28 protein-coding genes are annotated in these 23,120 nt (G+C 63.6%); 16 read left to right on the top strand and 12 right to left on the bottom strand.

Annotated elements, in window-relative coordinates; translation table 11 throughout:
* The first annotated feature begins 5 nt into the window (after positions 1 to 5).
* The 6 genes from H7F36_RS14090 (at position 6) to H7F36_RS14065 (ending at position 4,865) form a co-directional block, all read left to right on the top strand.
* Entirely contained in the window at positions 6 to 1,220 is a 1,215-nt protein-coding gene (locus H7F36_RS14090; RefSeq protein ID WP_187051410.1) for an MFS transporter, read from the top strand.
* Between the two features lie 5 nt (positions 1,221 to 1,225).
* Positions 1,226 to 1,366 carry a hypothetical protein gene (locus H7F36_RS14085; protein ID WP_187051409.1) on the top strand — a complete coding sequence of 47 codons (141 nt, stop codon included), beginning with the start codon at positions 1,226 to 1,228 and terminating at the stop codon, positions 1,364 to 1,366.
* Between the two features lie 29 nt (positions 1,367 to 1,395).
* Entirely contained in the window at positions 1,396 to 1,941 is a 546-nt protein-coding gene (locus tag H7F36_RS14080; protein ID WP_187051408.1) for a class I SAM-dependent methyltransferase, read from the top strand.
* Positions 1,942 to 2,023: 82 nt separating this feature from the next.
* Positions 2,024 to 2,872, top strand: a complete 849-nt coding sequence (dapA, locus tag H7F36_RS14075; RefSeq protein WP_261802659.1) for a 4-hydroxy-tetrahydrodipicolinate synthase — start codon at positions 2,024 to 2,026, stop codon at positions 2,870 to 2,872.
* Between the two features lie 119 nt (positions 2,873 to 2,991).
* Positions 2,992 to 4,077: an outer membrane protein assembly factor BamC gene (bamC, locus tag H7F36_RS14070; RefSeq protein ID WP_187051406.1), complete on the top strand. Its 1,086-nt coding sequence runs from the start codon at positions 2,992 to 2,994 to the stop codon at positions 4,075 to 4,077.
* Between the two features lie 11 nt (positions 4,078 to 4,088).
* The gene (locus H7F36_RS14065) at positions 4,089 to 4,865 is read left to right on the top strand and encodes an MBL fold metallo-hydrolase (RefSeq protein WP_187051405.1); all 777 of its coding nucleotides are present in this window, start codon (positions 4,089 to 4,091) and stop codon (positions 4,863 to 4,865) included.
* Between the two features lie 89 nt (positions 4,866 to 4,954).
* Here H7F36_RS14065 and H7F36_RS14060 read toward each other — a convergent pair whose 3' ends face one another.
* The 3 genes from H7F36_RS14060 to H7F36_RS14050 form a co-directional block, all read right to left on the bottom strand.
* Positions 4,955 to 5,215, bottom strand: coding sequence for a hypothetical protein (locus H7F36_RS14060; RefSeq protein ID WP_261802285.1), 261 nt, complete (start codon positions 5,213 to 5,215; stop codon positions 4,955 to 4,957).
* A 104-nt stretch (positions 5,216 to 5,319) separates the two neighbouring features.
* Positions 5,320 to 5,835 (bottom strand): hypothetical protein, encoded by a 516-nt coding sequence (locus H7F36_RS14055; RefSeq protein ID WP_187051404.1) that lies wholly within the window; start codon positions 5,833 to 5,835, stop codon positions 5,320 to 5,322.
* Entirely contained in the window at positions 5,825 to 6,964 is a 1,140-nt protein-coding gene (locus tag H7F36_RS14050) for a cupin domain-containing protein (RefSeq protein ID WP_187051403.1), read from the bottom strand. Before H7F36_RS14050 ends, H7F36_RS14055 begins: the two co-directional genes overlap by 11 nt.
* A 14-nt stretch (positions 6,965 to 6,978) precedes the next feature.
* Between H7F36_RS14050 and H7F36_RS14045 the strand changes: the two genes are divergently transcribed.
* Positions 6,979 to 7,503: a peptidylprolyl isomerase gene (locus tag H7F36_RS14045; protein ID WP_187051402.1), complete on the top strand. Its 525-nt coding sequence runs from the start codon at positions 6,979 to 6,981 to the stop codon at positions 7,501 to 7,503.
* 72 nt (positions 7,504 to 7,575) lie between these two features.
* Here H7F36_RS14045 and H7F36_RS14040 read toward each other — a convergent pair whose 3' ends face one another.
* The 4 genes from H7F36_RS14040 to coaBC all read right to left on the bottom strand — a co-directional run bounded on the left by H7F36_RS14040 (position 7,576) and on the right by coaBC (position 10,460).
* The gene (locus tag H7F36_RS14040; RefSeq protein WP_187051401.1) at positions 7,576 to 8,076 is read right to left on the bottom strand and encodes a glycine zipper 2TM domain-containing protein; all 501 of its coding nucleotides are present in this window, start codon (positions 8,074 to 8,076) and stop codon (positions 7,576 to 7,578) included.
* 211 nt (positions 8,077 to 8,287) lie between these two features.
* Positions 8,288 to 8,734: a dUTP diphosphatase gene (dut, locus tag H7F36_RS14035; protein WP_187051400.1), complete on the bottom strand. Its 447-nt coding sequence runs from the start codon at positions 8,732 to 8,734 to the stop codon at positions 8,288 to 8,290.
* Complete coding sequence (locus tag H7F36_RS14030; RefSeq protein WP_187051399.1) at positions 8,731 to 9,225, bottom strand: hypothetical protein; 495 nt, start codon at positions 9,223 to 9,225, stop codon at positions 8,731 to 8,733. The genes dut and H7F36_RS14030 overlap by 4 nt, the downstream gene beginning before the upstream one ends.
* Positions 9,222 to 10,460, bottom strand: coding sequence for a bifunctional phosphopantothenoylcysteine decarboxylase/phosphopantothenate--cysteine ligase CoaBC (gene coaBC, locus H7F36_RS14025; RefSeq protein WP_187051398.1), 1,239 nt, complete (start codon positions 10,458 to 10,460; stop codon positions 9,222 to 9,224). Before coaBC ends, H7F36_RS14030 begins: the two co-directional genes overlap by 4 nt.
* 91 nt (positions 10,461 to 10,551) lie before the next feature.
* On the opposite strand from coaBC, the gene H7F36_RS14020 reads away from it, so the two are divergent.
* From H7F36_RS14020 to H7F36_RS13985, 8 genes are read left to right on the top strand one after another with little or no spacing between them, the layout of a single operon-like run.
* Positions 10,552 to 12,231, top strand: a complete 1,680-nt coding sequence (locus tag H7F36_RS14020) for a CTP synthase (RefSeq protein ID WP_187051397.1) — start codon at positions 10,552 to 10,554, stop codon at positions 12,229 to 12,231.
* A gap of 10 nt (positions 12,232 to 12,241) precedes the next feature.
* Positions 12,242 to 13,099, top strand: coding sequence for a 3-deoxy-8-phosphooctulonate synthase (kdsA, locus tag H7F36_RS14015; RefSeq protein WP_187051396.1), 858 nt, complete (start codon positions 12,242 to 12,244; stop codon positions 13,097 to 13,099).
* Positions 13,096 to 13,383, top strand: a complete 288-nt coding sequence (locus tag H7F36_RS14010) for a DUF1330 domain-containing protein (protein ID WP_187051395.1) — start codon at positions 13,096 to 13,098, stop codon at positions 13,381 to 13,383. The genes kdsA and H7F36_RS14010 overlap by 4 nt, the downstream gene beginning before the upstream one ends.
* A 41-nt stretch (positions 13,384 to 13,424) precedes the next feature.
* The gene (gene eno / locus H7F36_RS14005) at positions 13,425 to 14,708 is read left to right on the top strand and encodes a phosphopyruvate hydratase (protein ID WP_187051394.1); all 1,284 of its coding nucleotides are present in this window, start codon (positions 13,425 to 13,427) and stop codon (positions 14,706 to 14,708) included.
* 27 nt (positions 14,709 to 14,735) lie between these two features.
* Entirely contained in the window at positions 14,736 to 15,011 is a 276-nt protein-coding gene (gene ftsB, locus H7F36_RS14000; RefSeq protein WP_187051393.1) for a cell division protein FtsB, read from the top strand.
* Between the two features lie 35 nt (positions 15,012 to 15,046).
* The gene (gene pnuC / locus H7F36_RS13995; RefSeq protein ID WP_187051392.1) at positions 15,047 to 15,688 is read left to right on the top strand and encodes a nicotinamide riboside transporter PnuC; all 642 of its coding nucleotides are present in this window, start codon (positions 15,047 to 15,049) and stop codon (positions 15,686 to 15,688) included.
* Positions 15,685 to 16,431: an AAA family ATPase gene (locus H7F36_RS13990; RefSeq protein ID WP_187054979.1), complete on the top strand. Its 747-nt coding sequence runs from the start codon at positions 15,685 to 15,687 to the stop codon at positions 16,429 to 16,431. Before pnuC ends, H7F36_RS13990 begins: the two co-directional genes overlap by 4 nt.
* Positions 16,431 to 17,438, top strand: a complete 1,008-nt coding sequence (locus tag H7F36_RS13985) for a hypothetical protein (protein ID WP_261802284.1) — start codon at positions 16,431 to 16,433, stop codon at positions 17,436 to 17,438. Before H7F36_RS13990 ends, H7F36_RS13985 begins: the two co-directional genes overlap by 1 nt.
* A gap of 31 nt (positions 17,439 to 17,469) precedes the next feature.
* On the opposite strand, the gene H7F36_RS13980 is transcribed toward H7F36_RS13985, so the two are convergent.
* Complete coding sequence (locus tag H7F36_RS13980) at positions 17,470 to 18,468, bottom strand: Hsp33 family molecular chaperone HslO (protein WP_187051391.1); 999 nt, start codon at positions 18,466 to 18,468, stop codon at positions 17,470 to 17,472.
* 22 nt (positions 18,469 to 18,490) lie between these two features.
* Positions 18,491 to 19,015, bottom strand: coding sequence for a gamma carbonic anhydrase family protein (locus H7F36_RS13975; RefSeq protein WP_187051390.1), 525 nt, complete (start codon positions 19,013 to 19,015; stop codon positions 18,491 to 18,493).
* A gap of 37 nt (positions 19,016 to 19,052) precedes the next feature.
* Here H7F36_RS13975 and H7F36_RS13970 point away from each other — a divergent pair, with 37 nt between their 5' ends.
* Entirely contained in the window at positions 19,053 to 19,883 is an 831-nt protein-coding gene (locus H7F36_RS13970; protein WP_187051389.1) for a ferritin-like domain-containing protein, read from the top strand.
* Between the two features lie 98 nt (positions 19,884 to 19,981).
* On the opposite strand, the gene xerD is transcribed toward H7F36_RS13970, so the two are convergent.
* The 3 genes from xerD to queG form a co-directional block, all read right to left on the bottom strand.
* A complete protein-coding gene (gene xerD, locus H7F36_RS13965; RefSeq protein WP_187051388.1) occupies positions 19,982 to 20,899 on the bottom strand; it encodes a site-specific tyrosine recombinase XerD in 918 nt (305 codons plus the stop codon).
* A 35-nt stretch (positions 20,900 to 20,934) separates the two neighbouring features.
* Positions 20,935 to 21,930: a tripartite tricarboxylate transporter substrate binding protein BugE gene (locus tag H7F36_RS13960; RefSeq protein WP_187051387.1), complete on the bottom strand. Its 996-nt coding sequence runs from the start codon at positions 21,928 to 21,930 to the stop codon at positions 20,935 to 20,937.
* 110 nt (positions 21,931 to 22,040) lie between these two features.
* A complete protein-coding gene (queG, locus tag H7F36_RS13955; RefSeq protein WP_187054977.1) occupies positions 22,041 to 23,087 on the bottom strand; it encodes a tRNA epoxyqueuosine(34) reductase QueG in 1,047 nt (348 codons plus the stop codon).
* Between the last annotated feature and the right edge of the window lie 33 nt (positions 23,088 to 23,120).

Here is a 23,120-nt window from a genome sequence, read left to right as displayed (position 1 = left end):
TGCGGATGAATGCCACCGCCCGCCCCCTTTCGATGTTCCAGGTCCTGCTGTGCGGCGCCATGATCGTCACGCTCTCCATGGGCATTCGCCACGGCTTCGGCCTGTGGTTGCAGCCGATCACGCAAGAGCAGGGCTGGACGCGCCAGACCTTCTCGCTCGCCATCGCGATCCAGAACCTCTCGTGGGGCGTGATCGGTGTTTTCGCCGGCATGCTGGCCGACAAGCTGGGCGCCTTCAGGGTGCTGCTGATCGGCGCGGTCCTGTACGCGGTCGGGCTGGCCGGCATGGCGCTCTCGCCCACGCCGCTGCTGTTCGCGATGACCGCCGGGGTGTTGATCGGCGCAGCGCAGGCCGGCACCACCTACGCGGTGATCTACGGCGTGATCGGCCGACAGATTCCGGCCGAGCGCCGTTCGTGGGCGATGGGCGTGGCCGCAGCGGCCGGTTCGTTCGGACAGTTTTTGATGGTGCCGATCGAAGGGCAACTCATCGCGCAACTCGGCTGGCATACGGCGTTGCTGGTGCTGGCCGCGCTGGTGCTGCTGGTCGTGCCGCTCGCGTTCGGCCTGCGCGAGCCGGCACGCGTGGTTGTCGCCGGACACCGGGAGCAAACCATCGCGCAGGCGGTGATGGAAGCTTTTCGTTATCCGAGCTTCGGCCTGCTGATGGCGGGCTACTTCGTGTGCGGCTTCCAGGTGGTGTTCATAGGCGTGCACATGCCGAGCTATCTGCGCGACAAAGGTCTGTCGCCCGAGGTAGCAAGTTATTCGCTCGCTCTCATTGGCCTCTTCAATGTGTTTGGCACTTACGTCGCCGGCTCGCTCGGCCAGAAGCTGGCCAAGCGGAAGATCCTGGCGGCCATCTACTTCGGCAGGGCCATCGCGATAACGCTGTTCTTGATCGTGCCGGTGTCACCTCTGTCCGTCTACGTCTTCGCTGCCGTCATCGGCTTTTTGTGGCTGTCGACGGTGCCGGTGACCAATGCGCTGGTGGCGCAAATCTTTGGCGTGGCGCACTTGTCGATGCTGAGCGGCTTCGTGTTTCTGGGCCATCAGGTCGGCTCGTTCCTCGGCGTCTGGCTGGGTGGTTTTCTCTACGACCGCACCGGCAGCTACGACGTCGTCTGGTACATCGCGATCGCGCTGGGGGTGTTCGCTGCGCTGATCAATTTGCCGGTCAAGGAAAACGCCATCGCGCGGCCGATGCCGCAACTCGCCTGAACTGCATGAACCGCTTGCAGCATCCTCGTCTCGTTACCGCTCTGGCCTGGGCGATCGCACTGGTCGCGCTGGGCGCCGTGTTCATGCTCTATGCGCGCCCAACGTTCATGGTGACGTTGATCGATCAGCTCTGGGCATGCTTTTGAGCACGGCGCCGAACGCCATCGATGGCGCGATGTCACAGCCGTCCGCATGGATCGTGCGTTGGTCGCACCTTGTCCCTGCAGGCGGCCGCGTGTTGGACGTGGCATGCGGCGCGGGCCGGCATCTGCGGTGGTTTGCGGATCGCGGCCATGCAGTGACAGGCGTGGACCGCGCACCCGACGCCGTCGCATCGGCAGCACGCTGGGGCCGCGCCCTGCAGGCAGACATCGAAGCCGGACCGTGGCCCTTCGTCGGAGAAAACTTCGACGTGGTCGTCGTCACCAACTACCTTTGGCGACCCCGGCTGCCCGACATCGTTGCGGCTGTCGCTCCAGGCGGCGTGCTTCTGTACGAGACCTTCGCGGCCGGCAACGAAACGATCGGCAAGCCGTCGCGGCCCGACTTTCTGCTGCAGCCGGGCGAACTGATCGCGGCCTGCGCCGGACTGGGCGTCGTGGCCTACGAACATGGCTACGAGGCGACGCCGCCGCGGTTCGTTCAACGCATCGCGGCCGTGCGGCTGGACGGGTCGGGAATCCCACTACGGCACCTGCTCGGGGCACCGGCTAGGCCTTAAGTAGAATGCCGGTTTTCGTCCAACCGACAAAGAGACCCCCTTGGAGCAACTGACAGGCAGCATTGTCGCGCTCGTTACGCCGATGCACGACGACGGCAGTGTCGATTACCCCGCACTGCGTCGCATCATCGACTGGCACATCGACGAAGGCACGGATTGCCTCGGCGTGGTCGGCACCACCGGCGAATCGCCGACCGTCGACGTCGAAGAGCACTGCGAAATCATTCGCGTATCGGTCGAGCAAGCCAAAGGCCGCGTGCCTGTCATGGCTGGCTGCGGCGCCAATTCGACCAAAGAAGCCATCGAGCTCGCCAAGTTCGCCCGAGGCGTTGGCGCCGATTCGCAACTGCAGGTCGTTCCCTACTACAACAAGCCGACGCAAGAAGGCCAGTACCGGCACTTCAGGGCCATCGCCGAAGCCGTCGGCGATTTGCCCGTTGTGCTCTACAACGTACCTGGCCGCTCCGTCGCCGATATGGCGCATGACACCGTGCTTCGGCTCGCTCAGGTGCCGGGCATCATCGGCATCAAGGAAGCCACAGGCAACATCGAGCGCGCCCAGTGGCTGATTCGCGATCTGCCAAAAAGCTTTGCCGTGTATTCCGGCGACGACCCGACCGCCGTGGCACTCATGCTGTGCGGCGGTCAGGGCAACATCAGCGTCACTGCCAACCTGGCACCGCGCAAGATGCACGAGCTTTGCGCGGCGGCGATCGCCGGCGACGTCAAGCGTGCGATGCAGCTGCAATTCGAACTGATGCCGCTGCACCGCAACCTGTTCGTGGAGCCCAACCCGATTCCTGTGAAGTGGGCGATGGCGCGACTCGGTTTGTGTGGTGGCGCGCTGCGTCTGCCGCTGACCGAGCTCGACGAGGCCAGTCGCCCGGCAGTCGAAAGCGCATTGCGCGCGACCGGCCTGCTCAAGGACTGAATTCACCTTTACTCCCGCAGATCGAAGTCGCCGGCAACCTTTTGGCCGGAACCTGCTCTGAAGCCGTGGTCGCTGCGACCCATCGATTTGATCGAAACATTCCAACAAGGAAGACGACGTTGAAGAACTTTTTTACGCGATTTGCACTGCTGGCTCTGGTGGCCAGTCTCGCGGCCTGCTCCGTGCTCGAAGGCGACAAGATCGACTACAAGAGCGCCGGCAAGGCGCCCAGCCTCTCGGTGCCGCCCGACCTGTCACAGCTCTCGCGCGAAAACCGCTACGCGGTTCCAGGCGGCGCGGTTTCTGCCAACTCGTATCAGACCGGCATGGCCAACGCACCGGGCCTGCCGACTTCGGTCAACGCCATCGGCGACGTGCGCATGGAGCGCTCGGGCACGCAGCGCTGGATCGTCGTCAACCGCACGCCTGAACAGCTTTGGGACCCGGTCAAGGACTTTTGGCAGGAGAGCGGATTTTTGCTGACGACAGAGCAGCGCAACGTCGGCATCATGGAAACCGACTGGGCAGAAAACCGCGCCAAGCTACCGCAGGACATCATCCGTGGCGCCCTCGGCAAGCTGGTCGATTCGGTCTACTCGACCGGCGAACTCGATCGCTTCCGCACGCGGCTGGAGCGCACCCCCAGCGGCACCGAAATCTTCGTCGCGCACCGCGGCATGGTCGAGGTCTATAACAACCAGCGCCAGGACCAGACTGTGTGGCAGACACGCCCGGTCGATCCTGAACTCGAAACCGAATTCCTGCGACGCCTGATGGTGAAGCTCGGTGTGACACAAGAGCAATCGAAGCTGCTCGCCGCGACGGCCGCGCCGGCACAAACCGCACGCATCGTGTCGGTCGCGGGTCAGCCGACGGTCCAGATCAACGAAGGCTTCGAGCGCGCATGGCGTCGTGTCGGCCTGGCCCTCGATCGCACCGGCTTCACCGTGGAAGACCGGGATCGCAGCGCCGGCATCTACTTCGTGCGCTACGTGCCACCGAACGCCAACAAGGAACCCGGCTTTTTCGCAAAGATCATTACTTTCGGCCAGGCAGGCAAGGCCGACGCACCGCTCAAGTTCCGCATTCTGGTCAAGGGCCAGGGCGAAGCCAGCACGGTGTCGGTCATGAACGACGCCGGTGCGCCTGAAACCTCGGCGAATGCGCAACGCATCGTTCAGGTTATTGCCGACGATTTGAAGTAAGGCGCGAGGCGATGCTGCGTTTCCGCAGTCTCGGCAGCGGGAGCACCGGCAACGCCACGCTGGTCGAGGCGACCAGTGCGGGGCGGACTTCGCGTCTGCTCGTCGACTGCGGCTTTGCGCTGAGGCACCTTGACGCACGGCTGGCCCGCGCCGGTCTCGCTGCCGCCGACATCGACGGCGTGTTCGTGACCCACGAGCATGGCGACCATATCGGTTGCGCTCATGCCTTGTCGCGGCGCAACCGCATCCCCGTCTGGATGAGCGAAGGCACCTGGCTCGCCACCGGCGCGCGCGATTTCGAAGGTCGCCTGCACTTCGCGCTGGATGGCAACGACATCGCGATCGGCGAGATCCATGTGCAGCCGTTCACTGTGCCGCACGATGCCAAGGAACCGCTCCAATTGCGCTGCAGCGATGGCGCGCGGCACCTTGGCGTGCTGACCGATCTGGGCCATGCAACGCCGCATGTGATGCAGCGGCTCATCGGTCTGCATGCAATGCTGCTCGAGTTCAATCACGACAGCGACTTGCTGGCGGGCTCGGCCTATCCGCCGTTTCTGAAGCATCGCGTGGGCGGCAACTACGGCCACCTGTCGAACGCCGCAGCGGCCGCCATCGCACGCGCAGTTCATCACGATGGCTTGCGCCATGTGTTGGCGGCGCATTTGAGCGAGCAGAACAACCGGCCCGACATCGTGCGACGTGTACTGGCCGAAGCGCTCGGCGCCCAAGAGCACGAGATGATCACGGCGACTGCGGCTGAGGGCAGTGGCTGGCTCGACGTCTGACGGAGCGCTACGCCCCTTCAATCCAAAAAAAAGCCGCCTTCAAAGGCGGCTTTTTTATTCACGCGGCAACGTGGTGCCACATGAATGCATCACTTGGGTGCAGCAGGATCAGTCGGCTTCGTTGGATCGGCGGGCGTCATCGTGGACGTGTCGGCAGGTGCCGAAGCAGCCGGTGCAGGTGTCGCCGTCGCGTCGGGTGCCGGCGTCGCCGCAGGTGCCGCAGGTGCCGCAGGTGGGGTCACCACGACCGGTGCGGGAGTCACGACTACGGGCGCAGCATCTTCTTTTTTACTGCAGGCGGTGAGAGCGGCGGCGGCCATCAAGGCGGCGATCAGAACTGACTTATTCATGAGATTCCTTTTTTAAAGCGACGATGAAAGCAATTGTCGAAAAACAAAATTCTAGTGCCGCAACCTTTCGAAAAGATGTCGATGCACCAATTCAGGCCATTGCCTTACAGGCCCAGCGTCGATGCCGGAAAGCCCGGCCTGCCCTGACGTAAACATTCGTCCAAAAGTTCTCTTAAGCCGCCGCGTCGCTCGCGATCCCGACCGCACACGCCGCGTCCCTTGTCGATGTCGATACGCTGCAGAAACCAGGTCGGCGTCCAGATGGCACTGGGTACCGCCGGCGCGCTCGCCGCATTGCAAATACGGCATTCGATGATGTGGCTCCAGGTCTGGCGCCATTGCACAAAACGCGCGTGATGGCGCGCGAACACGTCGAAGTTTTTGGCAAGTACCACGCAGCTTCGGCCGGTAGCCGACCACGCCTGCAGCGCCGCGACGGTCGATCGATCGCCCAGTGGCCAATCGCTGAAATCGGGATCGCTCAACACGATCTCACGCCAACCCTGTGCGGCCGCGGCGTCGAGCGCGAGGCGCAAGCTGGACTCGAAGGCTTCGCGGCCGTCGAAGACGCCCTCAGGCAACGGAGGCAACTTAGGCCAATCAGCCAGTTCAGCTGGCATGCAACCACCCCGCTTCGCACCAGTCGCCGAGGAGCGCCAAGGCATCGTCACTGGCGCGCGCCAGGTCTTTGGGTCCGAGCGTGCGTCGATCGGCCAGCCGACGCATCAAGGTCGCGTCGCGGCCACCTGCGCGAAAGCTCTCACCGTTGATGTAGAGATGCCGCGCGTCGTAAAGCATGCGCGTGCGACGGTCGAGCGCCACCGATTGCATATCGCCCGGCACCGCACCCGCGTCGAACCACACGTTGGCCTTCGGCTCGGTCATCGATTCGCCGAGCGCGCGGTCAATGGCGTCGACATCGCGAAGTGCGCGTTGCACTGCCGCGCGCGCAAAAGCCTGCAGCGCGGCAGGCACGGCAGCAGGCGTATCGACCGCAGACTGCGACGGATCGCGATAGTGGATTTGCGAGTGGGCCGGGGCGTCTTCAAGTTCGTCGGCGCTGGCCTCGGCGATGCGCGCCAGCAGGTCGGCACCGAGGCCAGCCGCAGCAGGTGCCCTGAGGCCGATCGAGTAGGTCATGCAATCGCCGCCAACCGCCACGCCATCGTGCGCATAGCGCGGCGGCAGATACAGCATGTCGCCGGCTTCCAGTACGAACGTCGTCTCGGGCTCGAAGTTCTGCAGGATCTTGAGCGGCACGTTTTCTTGCAGCGAGAGATCGCGCTGGCGTCCTATCGACCAGCGCCGCTGGCCACTCGCCTGCAGCAAAAACACGTCGTAACTGTCGAAATGCGCGCCGACGCCACCGGTGTCGCTGGCATAGCTGATCATCAAGTCGTCGAGCCGCGCATCGGGCAGGAAGCGAAACGACTGCATCAACTCATGCGCAGCGTCGCGGTGCAGGTCGACGCCCTGCACCAGCAGCGTCCAGCCCGGCTGCGCGCGCGAAGGCAGACTGCGTTTGCCGAAGGGACCGTGGCGCAGTTTCCAACCACCGGCCGCATGCCGAATGAGGCGCGATTCGACGTCGTCCTGGCTCGCCAGCGCAAAGAGCGCATCGCGATCGACCGGGGGTTGAAAGCCGGGAATGGCCTGGCGCACGAGCAGGGGCTTCTTCTGCCAGTGGCGTCGCATGAATTGCTGCGCGGTGAGTCCGCCGAGCAGCGGCAAGGGTTGTGTTGTCTCCATGGGAGAATTCTTCCATGGAAATCTCTGAACAATGTGTGGTCGGGCTTACCTGGACCATGAAAGACACGCTGGGTGAAGTGCTCGACGTGCTCGACGATCCGGTGGAGTTTTTGGTGGGTGGCGACGATCTGTTCGACGCCATCGAGCAGGCGCTGCAAGGCCATGAGCCCGGCGCCAAGGTACAGCTTCAGCTGGAGCCTGAACAGGCTTTCGGCGACTTCAACGACCAGCTTCTTTTTCTGGAGCCGCGTGCGCTGTTCCCCAAGGAAATCGAAGAAGGCATGACCTTCGACGGCGCCGCCCTGCCGGCGGGCGTGAGCGATGAGATTCCGAAGGCTGCGATCTACGTCGTCACCGAGGTGTATCCGGAGCATGTGGTGCTAGACGGCAACCACCCCCTTGCCGGCATCGCGCTCAGGCTCGACATCTCCGTGCGATCGGTGCGCGAGGCGACGGAGGACGAGGTCGGCCGAGGTACGGCCGGCACAAGCTTTTTCAAGCTGTCTCCCACGGCGCCAGGCAACGACTTGCTGCACTGACGAATCTTCATCTGCAAAAAAGCCGGGCATGCCCGGCTTTTTCAATTCGCCAATGGCGAAAGGCGTTCTGGATCAGTAGCGCGATATCTGACCATTGTCGATGCGCACCCGGTCGCCGATACGCAGGTCGCCCGGACTGCTCACATCGAAAGCACGGTAGCCGCCATTTTCGGTCTGGACCGACACGCGGTAGCTTTCGTAAGCACGCGGGCCATTGTTGTTGGCCTCTATGCCGTTGCCCAGCAGGGCGCCGCCGACGACGCCGAGGACCGTTGCTGCAGTGCGCCCGTTACCGCGCCCGATCTGGTTGCCGAGGACACCACCTACGACACCACCGGCTACTGCACCGCCACCACTGGTCCCGGTGCCACTGGTCTGGCTGCGCATCACTTCGATGTTCGCAACACGGCCGTACTCGACGTAAGGCGCTGGCACTGCCGCATAGGGCTGTGGCGGCGCCTGGTACGGATAGCGATTGGTCTGGTAGACCGGCGCAGGTGCTACGCAAGCAGTGAGCGTGGCCAATGCAAGCACCGAGGCACTCACCGACAGGAAACGTAAATTGGTCTTCATGGTCTGACTCCTCAAAAACGCGCAACGGCGCGACAACTTGACAGGTATTCAACGCGTCAGCGACGTACGGCGCTGACGCCCGAACACATCTTGAAACTTAAGAGCGCACAACGCGACCGCGGTTCCAGTCTTTACGTGTGAGCGCGCGAAGCGGGGATTCGCAGGACCGCGCCTACACCCGCTTCGCAGCGCAGTTGAAGTCAGCTGGCGGTCAGTGCTTGCCCGTCGAGCCGTAACCACCGACACCTCGTTGCGTTGCAGTGAAGTCGGTGACGACGTTGAATTGCGCCTGCATCACCGGCACGATCACCAACTGCGCCAGGCGCTCCATCGGCTGCAATACGAACGCTGTTTCGCTTCGGTTCCAAGCGCTGATTTTCAGCTCACCCTGATAGTCGCTGTCGATCAAGCCGACAAGGTTGCCCAGCACGATGCCATGTTTGTGACCGAGCCCGGAGCGCGGAAGAATCAGCGCCGCGTAGCCCGCGTCGGCCAGGTGGATCGCAATGCCCGTCCCGACAAGTTGCCAGGCGTTGGGTTCCAGCGTGATGGGCTCATCGAGGCAGGCCCGAAGGTCGAGTCCCGCACTGCCGGGCGTGGCGTAAGTGGGCAGCGCATCGGCCATGCGCGGATCGAGAATGCGAACATCGACCTTCACTTGCTGCGCCCCTGTTGCTGGCTTTGCTTGCCCGCCTGCTGCTGCTTGAGCGCCGCGTCCTGCAGCATCTTTTGCCACTGCGCCGCGTTCTGCGGCAGCTTGAGACCACGCAGCCTGAAGGCGATCCACAGGGCGCCTGCAAGCAGCGCCAACAGCAACGGGATCGGCACGCCTGCCTGCCACATCAGCAACAACGCGAAGAAACCGACAGCGCTCGCGATCTTGGCCACCATCGCGCCGGTTGGCGATGTGCCGACGCCAGACGGTACATCGGCGTTCGATGACATGCGCCGCTGCGCTGCCGCGGCGGCCGTCGCTGCGGCGATTCCCGCCGCTCCGGCGCCATGCGGCTCCGAGTGCGGCGTCATGCCGACATCGAGCCCGTGCTCGCCCTCCTGGTGTTGCCGCTTGGGCAAGGCGGACTGCGCCGTGAGCCGCTCCACATAGCTCGCGAAGTCGCCATTCGGCGGCGTGTTCCATTCAGGATTCATCGTGCACTCCAGGCCGGCAGGCGCGCGGCTATTTCAGTCACGAGCTCGCGCGCCAACGCGAGCTTGGGTGCGCGCGGCAGTTCGCGCAGGCCATTGGCGTCCACCAGCAGCAAGGCGTTGTCGTCTTGCCCGAAAGTCAACGGTCCGATATTGCCGACCAGCAGTGGAATTCCCTTGCGCTCGCGCTTGGCCTTGGCATGTTCCACCAGGTTCTCGCTTTCGGCCGCAAAGCCGACGCAAAACAACTTGCCGCTTTGCGCTCTTGCGCTCTGTGCGACGGTCAGCAGGATGTCGGTGTTCTCGACGAAATGCAGCACCGGCGGCTGGCCGGAGCCGTCCTTCTTGATCTTGTGCGCGCTGTGGGCTGCAGGGCGCCAATCGGCCACTGCGGCGGTCGCGATGAACACCGTGGCACGCTGTGCCGCCATCACGGTTGCATCCAGCATTTCTGCAGCCGAAGTGACGTCGATGCGGGCGACGCCACGCGGCGTCGGCAAGTGGACCGGACCCGCCACAAGCGTGACCTCTGCCCCGGCGTCGCGTGCCGCACGGGCAATGGAGAAACCCATCTTCCCGGACGAATGGTTGGTGATGCCGCGGATGGGGTCGAGCGCCTCGAAGGTCGGCCCGGCCGTCACCAATACATGCTGACCCGCAAGCAACTTCGGCTGGAAGAATGCGGTGACGTCGTCGAGCAATTGCGCCGGCTCCAGCATGCGGCCATCACCGGTTTCGCCGCATGCTTGCCAGCCGCTGCCCACGCCGAGCACATGCGCGCCGTCGGCTGCCACCTGCATCAGGTTGCGCTGCGTGGCCGGATGCGACCACATCTCCCGATTCATGGCGGGCGCCAGCAGCAAAGGCACACGATCGGCCGGGCGCGCGAGGCACAGCAAGCTCAGCAGTTCGTCCGAACGACCTTGCACCAGCCGCGCGATGAAATCAGCGCTGGCCGGCGCCAGCACGATGGCGTCGGCCTCGCGGCTCAGGTTGATGTGCGGCATGGCGTTGGGCTCGCGAGCGTCCCACTGCGAGCCATACACCGGGCGCCCCGACAGCGCCTGCATCGTGACCGGCGTGATGAACTGCTCCGCGGCCTCGGTCATGACGACCTGCACCGTGGCGCCGGCCTTGATGAAAAGACGACAGAGTTCGGCCGACTTATAGCAGGCGATACCCCCCGTGAGCCCGAGGAGGATGTGCCTGCCGGAGAGATCTTGCGTAACGTGCTGCATAGGGTGCATCGGGGAAGTTTAAGTGGCGGCTCAAGTGGTCGCACCTATAATTCCGATTTCCCACTGCCCGGGCGCAAAGCCCGGTAATGGCATGACCAAATTTGTCTTCGTCACTGGTGGTGTGGTGTCTTCCCTCGGCAAGGGAATCGCCTCCGCCTCGCTCGCCGCGATTCTCGAATCGCGGGGCCTTAAAGTCACCCTCATCAAGCTCGATCCGTACATCAATGTCGACCCCGGCACGATGTCGCCTTTTCAGCATGGCGAAGTGTTCGTTACCGACGACGGGGCCGAAACCGACCTCGACCTCGGCCACTACGAGCGCTTCATCAACACGCGGATGCGCAAGGCCAACAACTTCACCACGGGCCAGATCTACAAGAGCGTGCTGGAAAAAGAACGCCGCGGCGACTATCTCGGCAAAACGGTGCAGGTGATCCCGCACATCACCAACGAAATCCAGGAATACGTGAAACGCGGCGCCGGCATCGGCACCGCCCATGAAGTCGACGTGGCCATCGTCGAAATCGGTGGCACCGTGGGAGATATCGAATCGCTGCCGTTTCTCGAAGCGGTGCGCCAGATGAGTCTGCGCATGGGTCCGAACAACACAGCCTTTGTTCATCTGTCGTATGTGCCGTGGATCGCCGCGGCCGGCGAACTCAAGACCAAGCCGACGCAGCACACTGCCAAGGAACTGCGCGCCATCGGCATCCAGGCCGACGCGCTCATTTGTCGCGCCGACCGGCCCATTCCCAACGACGAGCGCGCCAAGATCTCGCTGTTCTCCAACGTCGCCGAGTGGGGTGTCATTTCGATGTGGGACGTCGACACCATCTACAAGGTGCCGCGCATGCTGCACGAACAAGGGCTGGACGGCCTGATCTGCGACAAGCTGCGCCTGAACACGCCGCCTGCCAAGCTCAAACGTTGGGACGATCTGGTCTACGAAGTCGAGCATCCGCAGCACGAAGTGACCATTGCCATGGTGGGCAAGTACGTCGAACTGTCCGACAGCTACAAATCGCTCAACGAAGCGCTGCGGCATGCCGGCATGAAGAACCATGCGCGCGTGAAGATCGACTACATTGATTCTGAAACCATCACGCCGCAAGACGTCGCCCGCCTCGCAAAATACGATGCCATCCTGGTGCCAGGCGGTTTCGGTCAACGCGGCGTCGAGGGCAAGATTTCAGCGGCTCGCTTCGCGCGCGAAACCAAGGTGCCGTACCTCGGTATCTGCCTCGGCATGCAGGTTGCGACCATCGAATACGCACGCAACGTCGCCGGCCTTAAAAACGCCAACAGCACCGAGTTCGATCCCGGTACGCCCTGCCCCGTCATCGCCCTCATCACCGAGTGGAAAGACACGGACGGTACTGTCAAGACGCGCGATGAAAAATCCGATCTCGGCGGCACGATGCGCCTGGGCGCACAAAGCTCCGACGTCGCACCGAACACACTGGCCCACAGCATCTACGGCGACGTCGTCACCGAGCGCCACCGGCACCGCTACGAAGCCAACGTCAACTTCCTGGACGACCTGCGCCGCGCCGGGCTGGTGATCTCTGCGTTGACGCAACGCGAACACCTGACCGAAATTGTGGAGTTGCCGCAAGACGTCCATCCCTGGTTCATCGGCGTGCAATTCCACCCTGAATTCAAATCGACGCCGTGGGGCGGCCATCCGCTGTTCAACGCGTTCATCAAAGCCGCTCTGGAACATCAGGCAGCGGGCCAGGGAACCAAGCCGCTGATGAAAGTCGTCGCATGAAAGTGCAGTCATGAAACTTTGCGGATTCGACATCGGACTCGACAAGCCGTTCTTTCTCATCGCGGGTCCGTGCGTCATCGAGTCGGAACAGCTGCAGATGGACACAGCCGGGACGCTGAAGGAAATCACGCAGGCGCTCGGTATTCCGTTCATCTTCAAGAGCAGCTTCGACAAGGCCAACCGTTCGTCGGGCACCACCTTTCGCGGCCCGGGGCGTGACAAGGGGCTGGAGATTCTGGCCAAGGTGAAGCGCGACCTCGGCGTGCCGGTGCTGACCGACGTGCATACCAACGAAGACATCGTAGAAGCCGCCAAAGTGGTCGACGTGCTGCAGACGCCCGCCTTCCTGTGCCGCCAGACCGACTTCATCCGTGCAGTCGCCCAGTCGGGCAAGCCGGTGAACATCAAGAAGGGTCAGTTCCTCGCGCCGCACGACATGAAGAACGTCATCGACAAGGCGCGCGCCGCGGCCAAAGAAATCGGTCTCGACGAAGACAGCTTCATGGCTTGCGAACGTGGCGCCAGTTTCGGCTACAACAACCTGGTGTCGGACATGCGATCGCTGGCGATCATGCGCGAGACGCAGGCACCGGTGGTGTTCGACGCCACGCACTCGGTACAGTTGCCGGGTGGCCAGGGCACGAGCTCGGGCGGCCAGCGCGAGATGGTCCCGGTGCTGGCGCGCGCGGCCATTGCGGTCGGCGTTGCCGGCGTGTTCATGGAAACGCACCCCGACCCGGCCAAGGCGCTGAGCGATGGTCCCAATGCGGTGCCTTTGAAGCACATGAAAGCGCTGCTCCAGACGCTGCTGGCGCTCGATGCGGTCACCAAGAAAAACGGCTATCTGGAAGACAGGTTTCAAGCATGAGTGGTTACGTCATTGCACACGTCGAAGTCACGAACCCGACGCAATACGAAGAGTATAAAAAGTGGTCGAGCGCCGCCATGCAGGCGAGCGGTGCCGAGGTGTGCATTCGCGGTGGTCAGATCGAGGTACTCGAAGGCGACTGGGCACCGACCCGAGTGGTGCTGCTGAAGTTCCCGACTTTTGCGCAAGCCAAAGCTTTCTACGACACGCCTGAATATCTTAAGGCCCGTGAAGCTCGCGCCGGTGCTGCGGTGATGCGCATGATCGCGGTCGAAGGCCTGTAGCCTTCCGTCAAAATTTTCAACTTCATCCTTCAATAAAAATCATGAGTGCAATCGTTGACATCGTCGGCCGCGAAATTCTCGACAGCCGCGGCAATCCCACAGTCGAATGCGATGTGCTGCTGGAAAGCGGCACCATGGGTCGTGCGGCCGTGCCGTCGGGTGCGTCGACCGGCTCGCGCGAAGCGATCGAACTGCGCGACAACGACAAGGCTCGTTACGGCGGCAAGGGCGTGCTGAAAGCGGTAGAAAACATCAACACCGAAATCTCCGAAGCCGTGCTCGGCCTCGACGCCACCGAGCAGGCCTTTCTCGACCGCACGCTGAACGACCTGGACGGCACCGACAACAAGGCCCGTCTGGGCGCCAACGCCACGTTGGCCGTGTCGATGGCCGTAGCCCGCGCTGCGGCCGAAGAATCGGGCTTGCCGCTGTACCGTTACTTCGGCGGCATGGGCGGCATGCAATTGCCGGTGCCGATGATGAACGTCATCAACGGTGGGGCGCACGCCAACAACAGCCTGGACATCCAGGAGTTCATGATCATTCCGGTCGGCGCCAAGAGCTTCCGCGAAGCGGTCCGCTATGGTGCCGAAACCTTTCACGCGTTGAAAAAGATCCTGAGCGACCGCGGCATCAGCACGGCTGTCGGCGACGAAGGCGGCTTCGCACCGAGCGTCGCGAGTCATGAAGAAGCCATCCTCCTCATCCTCGAAGCGATCGACAAGGCGGGCTACGTGGCCGGCGAACAAATCGCGCTCGGCCTGGACTGCGCTGCCAGCGAGTTCTACAAAGATGGCAAGTACGTTCTCGGCGCCGAGAACCTCACGCTGTCGCCCGAAAACTGGACCGACATGCTTGCGACCTGGGTCGACAAGTACCCGATCATCAGCATCGAAGACGGCATGCACGAAGGCGACTGGGATGGCTGGAAGCACCTGACCGAACGTCTCGGCAAACGCGTGCAGTTGGTGGGCGACGACCTGTTCGTCACCAACACCAAGATCCTTCAAGAAGGCATCGACAAGGGCATCGCCAATTCGATCCTGATCAAGATCAACCAGATCGGCACGCTGACCGAGACCTTCGCCGCCATCGAAATGGCCAAACGAGCCGGGTACACCGCCGTCATTTCGCACCGTTCGGGCGAGACCGAAGACTCGACCATCGCCGATATTGCGGTCGGCACCAACGCCGGCCAGATCAAGACGGGTTCGCTGTCGCGTTCCGACCGCACCGCCAAGTACAACCAGCTGCTGCGCATCGAAGAAGACCTGGGCGACGTTGCCAGCTACCCCGGCCGCGCCGCGTTCTACAACCTGAAGTAAACGGCCAGGAACCGGGTATCCGAAGGCATGCGCTCACGCATTGTTCCCCTCGTGCTGGTCTTGCTGCTCGCCGTTCTTCAGTGGCAGCTGTGGACCGGCCGCGGGAGCGTGCGCGACGTAGCGCAGCTGCGCGACAAGCTCATGACGCAGCAAGAGGCTAACGCGCGTGCGTCATTGGCCAACGAGAGGCTGTCTTCCGAGGTCAACGACCTGAAGGAAGGCCTCGAAATGGTCGAAGAACGTGCCCGTGCCGAGCTCGGCATGGTGAAGCCGAACGAGGTGTTCGTGCAGATGACGCACTGACACTCGGCCCCGCCCGCGGAACCACCAAACCACCGATGCCGGAGTTCTTCTCGGCCCCCGCCTTCGTGTTGTGGGGCGCACCGACCAGTTGGCTCGAAGTGGTCGCCGCGGCCATCGCGCTGGTCATGGTCGGCTGCAACATGCGCGAGATCCACTGGGGCTGGCCGCTCGCCATCGTGAGCTCGTTGCTCTACGTCTTCGTCTTTGCCGAAGCACGCATCTACGGCGACGCTACGCTGCAGATCTTTTTCGCCATCGTCGCGCTCTGGGGCTGGCTTCAATGGCTGCGTGGGCACAGGGCCGACGGCAGCGAGCTGCACGTAAGCCGCCTCACGATGCGCGGCGCGTTGTGGTCCCTGGTCGCCTGCGCAGTCGCGTGGCCGCTCGTCGCACTTTTTCTGATTCGATTCACCGACACCGACGTGCCCTGGTTCGACGGATTCGCGACCGGACTCAGCCTGGTCGGGCAGTTCCTGCTCGGCCGCAAGTTCATCGAAAACTGGATCGTGTGGCTGGCCGTCAACGCTGTCAGCATCGGCCTGTTCATCCACAAGGGCCTGTGGCTCACGGTCGGCCTCTACGCGGTCTTCGCGGTGCTCAGCATCGCCGGCTACTTCGCATGGCGCCATCGATTGCGCCCAACCGCAGCCGCGGCATCGGCGCTGGAACACGCATGACTCCTTCGTTGCCCATCGGCTGCGTGATCGCCGTGCTCGGCGCCGAGAGCACCGGCAAGACCGAGCTGGCGCGCGGCCTGGCCCAACGACTCAACGATCGCGGCATCGCCACCACGCTGGTCGGCGAATACCTGCGCGAGTGGTGCGACCGCGAAGGGCGCACGCCACGGCCCGACGAGCAGGCCACCATCGGCGACGAGCAGACGCGCCGCATCGACGACGCTGCCTCACGCGGCGTCGTCGTGACCGACACCACCGCCGTGATGACCGCGGTGTACAGCGACATGCTGTTCGACGACGCCTCGCTCTTTGCATCGGCATTGGCGGCACAACGCCGCTGCGCCATCACCTTGCTCACCGCACTCGACCTGCCATGGGTGGCCGATGGCCTGCAACGCGACGGCCCCCATGTTCGCGAGCCGGTGGATGCACGCGTGCGTGCGGCGCTGGCCGGGGCAAATCTGCCGTACACCGTCGTGCATGGTCGCGGCGCCGAACGGATCGCGAATGCCTGGAACGCGATCAATTCAATCGCGGAGCGTGCAGGCGACGAAGGCAGAGATGGCCGCAACGTGCGCGGCGGCAGCGGCGAAGCTGGCGGACGCCCCACGGCATCGACCTGGACGTGGCCGTGCGAAAAATGCTCCGATCCAGTTTGCGAGCATCGGTTGTTCACGGATCTGCTGGCGGAGCGGGCGACGCCTTTGCTGACGCCAGTCTCGACGTCTATTCCGAAGGCTTGATGGCACGCACCGGCCGCCACCGCTTGAACGGCGCATGCGCTGCGGCCGCCGTGCTGACGCTGGCGTTTTTGCTCGCCGGCATGGCACGACCAGCATTCGCTGCCGGCAACCTGATCGCAATCGACGTCGAGAACAACCTGACGCCGGCCACCTGCGCAGAGGAAGACAACGTCTCCCTGAAGCTGAGCGGCGCCGACGTTGCGCGCTTTGCCGTCGAAGCGCTGCCGCCACCGTATCTCGCATCGCTGCAATCCGATCGTTCTGCGTCCGACTTTTCAGGATGCAACTTCAACGGCGGCGTGCACCCGACCGATCCGCGCCATGCATTCAAAGCCGCGACCCGCGTGCTGTTCGATGGCGCGCAGTGGCGCATCGTCGGCATCACGCAGTCGAGCTTCTGGCGGTCTCAGAGCGTGCCGGTGACACTCGCATCGCGCACCTTTCGCGGGATCCATCTGCTGCAGGTGTTCAAGAAAGTCGACGGCAAGCCGCGCGAAGTGGCTGTGCTGTATCCATCCGATGGCAATTGGCGGATCAAGCCGTTGCCGGAGGCGCGCTTTGGCGACGGCGCGTACGGTTCGTCGATGCTCATCGGGCCGATCGAGACTCATCAGCGGCCGGTGGTCGATATCTCGTCGATCGTCGTCACCACATTGCCTCTGTCGTTGCACCTGAAGTTCAAGGCGGGCGGCTCCGCAACGGTCACCCTCGGCGAGGTCAGCACGCTCCGCACCGCGCTCGACGTGAGACTGTCGCCCCTCACATCGCTCACTTCATCGAGGCGCGATCGTCGGCCGTTCGCCATGCTGCGCTCGATGTATGTCGCGCCCGACAACGCCGACGTGAGCGAAGTGACATGGAGGGCACCGGGGGACACATCGCCGCGCACCGAAGCACTGCCGAACGTAACCGCGCTTCAGGCCAGGCAAGTGAGCTTCGGCCGAAGCGTGCCGTCGCGCCACAACAGCAGCGCACCTGACCTGCGCTTCAGCAACTTCAGAAACTGAAGCGCCCTTTGCAGCACGCCGCGAGAGCGACCTACTGCACCACCGGGCTGGCCGGCAACTGATCCCCCGGCTCCCGAAAAATCTGCGCTGCGTCGACCGCATCGAAGCGATATTGCTTGCCGCAAAAGTCGCATCCCACCTCGATGTCGCCGCGCTCGGCCAGGATGCTGTCGGCCTCTTCGACGCCGAGGCTGCGGATCATGTTGGCCACCCGCTCGCGCCCGCAGGTGCAAGCGAAGTGCGGTCCAAGCAAGCCCTCTTGCGGCTCGAAGCGCAGCACCTTTTCTTCCCAGAACAGGCGGCGCAGGATGGTGTCGATATCGAGCGTCAGCAACTCATCGCGCGTCAGACTCGACGCGAGAATCGAGATGCGGTTGTAGTCTTCGTTCAAACCGATCTGGTCTTCATTGCTCTGGTCGTGGTCACGCTGCGACGTTCCCTCCAGATTGCCCTCCCCCTTCACCGGCAAGCGCTGGATCAACAGGCCTGCCGCCACCTTGTCGTCGGCCGCCAGCACCAGCGTGGTGTCGAGCTGTTCGCTCTGCAGCATGTAGTGCTGCAACACGTCGCTCAGCTTGTCGAGCTTTTCGTACTGGTCTCCGAAGAGCGGCACCACGCCCTGATACGGCTGCTGTCCCGGCACGCGGCTCTTGGGGTCGAGCGTGATGGCGCAGCGGCCTTTGTTGGTGACGTTGACCATGTCGGGCAAGCGCGCATCGACGGCCAGCTCGCCCACGACCTTGGCGGTGGCGCGCAGGCTCAGGTCGGGCATGACCTCGGCCACCGCGATCTTGACCGGCCCGTCACCGAAGATTTGCAGGATCAACGCGCCGTTGAACTTGATGTTCGACTGCATCAAGGTCGCCGCCGCAGTCATTTCACCGAGCAACTCCGCCACGGGCGGCGGATAGGCGCCGGTCGCGCTGTTGCCGGCGCGTCGCGCCAGGATTTCCTGCCATGAATCAGTCAGGCGGACGATCATGCCGCGCACCGGCATGCCGTCGAACAAGAACTTGTGCAACTCGCTCAAAACGCTCTTCTTTCCGACGCCCTCAGGCGATCTTCTTGAGGCCCTTCGCATAGCGACGGGCGTTGTCTACATAGTGCTCGGCACTTTGGCGGAGCTTGGCGGCAGCCGCATCGTCGAGCGTGCGAACCACCTTGGCCGGCGAACCGATGATGAGCGAGTTGTCCGGAAATTCCTTGCCCTCGGTCACCACGCTGCCGGCACCAACGATCGAGTTGCGGCCGATCTTCGCGTTATTCAAGATCACCGCCTGGATGCCGATCAGCGAGTTGTCTCCGATGGTGCAGCCATGCAGCATGACCTGATGACCGATCGTCACGTTGTCGCCGATCGTGGTGGGCGAACCATGGTCGCTGTGTACCACCGACAGATCCTGCACGTTGCTGTTGCGCCCGATGGTCAGCGTCTCGTTGTCGCCACGCAGCACCGCGCCGAACCAGATGCTGGCATCTTCACCCAGCACCACCTTGCCGATCACCTCGGCACTGTCGGCCACCCAGGCGCCAGGCGCCAGTTTCGGCGCAACGCCATCGAGTTCATAGAGGGCCATCGCGGGTCTCCAGGGATCAAAAACTAGAATTGTAGGGATGCACATCCGATCGACCGCGCTGGCCGCGCTGCGCCTTGCCGACCCTGAGCAAAAGGTGGTGGCGACGCGCGCGCTGGCAGCGCTTGTCGCTGGCAGCCCGGAATCGCTTTCACTCGACTTCGATCGCAGCATGACGAATGCGGAAATCGGCGTTCCGGGCCGGCCCGACCGCCCGCTTCGCGTTTCCGCGATGGATGTCGGAAGACGCTCGCCCTTCACCACCGAAGGACGCGCCGCGCTCATCCATTCGATATGCCATATCGAGTTCAACGCGATCAACCTCGCGCTCGATGCAGTGTGGCGCTTCGACGGCATGCCCGAGTCCTATTACCGCGACTGGCTGCGCGTCGCCGATGAAGAAGCGCGGCACTTCACGCTGCTGCATGCGCATCTGCAGACGATGGGCTGGCGCTATGGCGACTTCACCGGCCACGACGGCCTCTGGGCGATGTGCGAGAAAACGAAGGACGACGTTGTCGGGCGCATGGCGCTGGTACCGCGAACGCTCGAGGCACGCGGGCTGGACGCGACCCCGCTGATCCAGGCCAAGTTGCGCAGAGTGAATACGCCCGATGCGCTCGGCGCGATCGCCATCCTCGACATCATCCTGCGCGACGAAGTCGGCCATGTCGCCATCGGCAACCACTGGTACCGGTGGCTGTGCGAGCGTGACGGCCTCGACCCGATCGCGCATTACCGCGTGCTTTATCGCAAGCACGAGGCGCCGCGGCTTCGAGCGCCGTTCAACCTCGAAGCGCGAGCGCTCGCCGGCTTCACAGACGAAGAGCTGAAGGCGCTCGATGAGCCCGATGCGCTGGCACGAAGCTGATGCGCTGTAGCGCCCCGGGCGAGCGGAGCGTCAGTCGGCCTTGATCGCCGCCGCCCAGCGAAGAGCGTGGCGCGCACGTCGTTCGGAGGTCGTGTCAATCAGCCGCGTGGATGGTGCTGCCCGTGCAATTGCTTCAGGCGCTCGCGAGCCACGTGCGTGTAGATCGTGGTCGTAGAGATGTCCGCATGACCGAGCAGCAGTTGCACCGCCCTCAGGTCCGCGCCGTGGTTGAGCAGGTGGGTGGCAAATGCATGACGCAACGTGTGCGGCGACAGCGGCACGTGTATGCCGGCGGCGGTCGCCTGCTTCTTGACGATGATCCAGAACATCACGCGCGTCATCCCGGCACCGCGCGCCGTCACGAAAAGGTCCGGCGTCTGTTGCCCGTCGAGGATCGCAGGCCGCGACTCTTTCAGATACCGCTCGATCCAGCGGCGCGCTTCTCCGCCGAAAGGCACCAGCCGCTCCTTGTTGCCCTTGCCGAGCACCCGCAGCACGCCGTCGTTCAGGCTCATGTCGATCGCCTTCAGCGTCACCAGCTCGCTCACGCGCAGGCCACTGGCGTACATCAACTCGAGCATGGCGCGATCGCGCAGGCCGAGCGAGGTGTCGACATCGGGCGCGCCGAGCAGGTCGTCGACCTGCTTCTCGGAAAGCGTTTTGGGCACGCGCATGGCCTGCCGCGCCGGCACCAGTCGCAGCGTCGGGTCGGCGGCGATGCGACGTTCGCGCAAGGCCCAGCGGTAGTAGCGCTTGAAGACCGTCAGGCGACGATTGGCGGACGTCGCCTTGCCTTTGTCGGCCAGCTTGGCTCCCATGTAGGCCTGCAGATCGTGCTCCTGCACGGCGTCGAGTGTGTTGCTGCGCGTTGCAAGCCAGCGCACGAACAACTCGAGATCCTGCCGGTAAGCCGCGAGCGTGTTCTTGGCGAGCCCGTGCTCCAGCCAGAGCGCATCGATGAACTCGTCGATCTCGGGCGTATCGACGTCAGGGGTTTCTTCTTGCAGCGCGGTCATGGCCTGCAAGATAACAAACCGCGCGCCGCGTTCGATCAATCGAGCGTGAGCTTCTGCTTGACCACGACCTGCTTGTAGACCTCGAACTCGGCCTTGATCTGCGCGGCGAACTGCTCGGGCGTGTTGGCGACGATGAGCGAGCCGGTGTCTTCGATGCGCTTTCGCACCACCGGATCCTCGACCGACTTTTTCACCGCAGCCGCCACCTTGTCGACCACTTCTTTCGGCAGGTTCTTCGGGCCGAGGATGCCGTAGTACGCCATGCGGTTGACCGGCTCCAGCCCGACCTCCTTGAAGGTCGGCACGTTGGGCAAGTCCTTCAACCGCTGCGGCGCCGACACCACGATCGGCACCAGCTGGCCGCTCTTGATGAAGGGCAATGCCGAAGGAATGTTGTCGAACATGATCGCCACCTGGCCCGCCACCACGTCGTTCAGGGCCGGGCCGGCGCCGCGGTAAGGGATGTGCGTGACGAAGGTATTCGTCAAGCTCTTGTACAGCTCCATCAGCAGATGCCCGATGCCGCCGGTGCCCGACGATGCATACGAATACTTGCCAGGATTCTTCTTGAGCTCGGCCACGAATTCGGCGTAGTTCTTTGCCGGGAACTTCGGGTTGACCGCGATGATGTTGGGCGTCGCGGCGATGTTGGTGATCGGCGTGAAGTCGTTGATCGGGTCGTACGGCGTCTTCGGGTTGATCGCCGGGTTGGCTGCCGTGCTCGACACGGTGGCGACGCCCAGTTTGTAGCCGTCGGGCGCTGCGCGTGCGGTTTCGGCTGCACCCACGATGCCGCCGCCGCCCGCGCGGTTGATGACGATCACCGGCTGACCCAATGCCTTGCCCAGCGGCTCGGAGATCACGCGCGCCACGATGTCGGTCGTGCCACCGGGTGCGAACGGCACACTCAACTCGATCGGCTTGGTCGGGTAGCCCTGCGCCGCAGCGGGTGAAGCTAGCGTGGCGGCGAGCACGGCAAGTCCGGTGACTTCAGCGAGACGGACAAAAGTGCTCAATCGGCGGCGTGGCATCAGCGAACTCCTGGTAGTCGTCAACAAGACGATCGAACGAAACGGAAAGCCGAAATGCTACCGGCATGCCGGCGCCCACAGTGCTGTGGAATACCCCGCAAACGCGGGATTCAGACGAAAGGTGCGCTTTGTGCCAACGCCCACTCGACGTGCTCGCGCACCAGCGCACTCGGGTGCAATGCACGCGTCGCGAGCGCGGCCGCGGCCCGCGTATCGCCCGCACGCAGGGCGTTGCCCAAACCGACCGCCACGTTGCGCAACCAGCGCTCATGGCCGATGCGGCGAATAGGGCTGCCTTCGGTGAAGCGGAGAAACGCTTCTTCCGTCCACGCGAAGAGTTCGGCGAGATGCTGTCCGCTCAAGCCGTCGCGTTCATCGAAGTCGGGCAACGCACTCTTCTTCGCAAACTTGTTCCAGGGGCAGATCAGCTGGCAATCGTCGCAGCCATAGATGCGATTGCCGATGGCCGCGCGCAGTTCGACCGGAATCGAGCCCGCATGCTCGATCGTCAGATACGAGATGCAGCGCCGCGCGTCGAGCCGATGCGGCGCGATGATCGCCTGCGTCGGGCAGATGTCGATGCAGGCGCTGCAACTGCCGCAATGCGCGGTAACGGGTTCGCTCGGCGGCAGCGCGATGTCGACGTAGATCTCGCCGAGAAAAAACATCGAGCCCGCATCGCGGTCGAGCACCAGCGTGTGCTTGCCGCGCCAGCCCTGGCCGCTGCGTGAAGCCAGCTCGGCCTCGAGCACCGGCGCTGAATCGGTGAAGACGCGGTGCCCGAAAGGTCCCAGCGTTTCGGTGATGCGGTCGGCCAGTTTCTGCAGGCGTGAGCGAAGCACTTTGTGATAGTCCCTGCCCCTTGCATAGACCGAGACAATGCCTTCGCCGGGCCGTTCGAGCCGTTCGAATTCAATGCCCTGCCAACCTTCCGGCGTCGCCCGGGGCAGGTAGTCCATGCGCGCGGTGATCACGCTCACCGTGCCGGGCACCAACTCCGCAGGCCGCGCCCGACGCAATCCGTGCGCGGCCATGTAGGCCATTTCGCCGTGAAAGCCGTTGTGAAGCCAGTGCCCGAGTCCGGCCTCGGCATCGGCGAGGTCGATGCCCGCAATACCGATTTGGGAGAATCCCAATTCACGCGCCCACTCTTGTATGCGCGCCACGACATCCTGCGTCACCAAATCACG

The organism is Variovorax sp. PAMC28562, from assembly GCF_014303735.1.
Classification (GTDB): Bacteria; Pseudomonadota; Gammaproteobacteria; order Burkholderiales; family Burkholderiaceae_C; genus Variovorax.
The sequence above is the reverse complement of the archived record's forward strand: the minus strand, read 5'-3'. Positions and strand labels throughout refer to the sequence as shown.